Source organism: Bremerella sp. JC817, from assembly GCF_040718835.1.
Classification (GTDB): Bacteria; Planctomycetota; Planctomycetia; order Pirellulales; family Pirellulaceae; genus Bremerella.
The window spans coordinates 1-613 of record NZ_JBFEFG010000139.1 but is presented as its reverse complement, the minus strand read 5'-3'; the positions used below and the strand labels follow the sequence as shown (position 1 = coordinate 613).

General features: G+C 64.4%; 1 protein-coding gene. It reads right to left on the bottom strand.

What is annotated here, in order from left to right; translation table 11 throughout:
* Window positions 1–75: 75 nt before the first annotated feature.
* Window positions 76–613: hypothetical protein (locus AB1L30_RS00655; RefSeq protein WP_367011420.1), on the bottom strand; the 538-nt coding region annotated here is incomplete at its 5' end.

The window sequence follows — 613 nt, the reverse complement described above, 5'->3', positions numbered from 1 at the left end:
TTCCCTCCGCGTGTGTCGCTTGCTGGCGCAAGCAGACGTTGCTTGTCGTGATTGTACGGTCATTGACGGAATGGCTCAATACGTTTGTTCACAAGAGGTCTGATCGTCCCGGACGGTCATCGGCAGATCCTCGGACGCTGGGAGGGGATCGCCCGTGGAGTCCGTGGAAGCCGTGGAGTCCCCTTTAAGGGGGGTGGCTTCCACGGGATGGATTCCACGGGGGCGCGTGTCGGGAGGGTCATCCGGGGCCACGACGGGCAGGGCGGAATCGCCAGCCGGAGCAGTGTCGGCCCGTGGAGTCCGATCCGTAGAATCCTCGTCCCCTAAAGGTTCCTCCATGGCTTCCACGGCTTCCACGGGGGTTCCCGAGGCTCGCATCGTCCAGATGCGGGCGTCATTCGGCCCGGAATGGAGCGCATCGAGGCCCGAGGGCATGGCGGCCTCGTTCGCCCGTTCCGCCTCCCGGATGGCCTCGGGCGTCGGGGGCCAGGGCGTTTCGGGGAGTCGGAAGAAATACGGGCCGTTGAACCCGGCTCGCTTCGATTCTCCTGCGAGGCGTTTCTTGAGGATCGTCTCACGCCACCATTTCACGCGACCGAGCACTTGCTTGTTC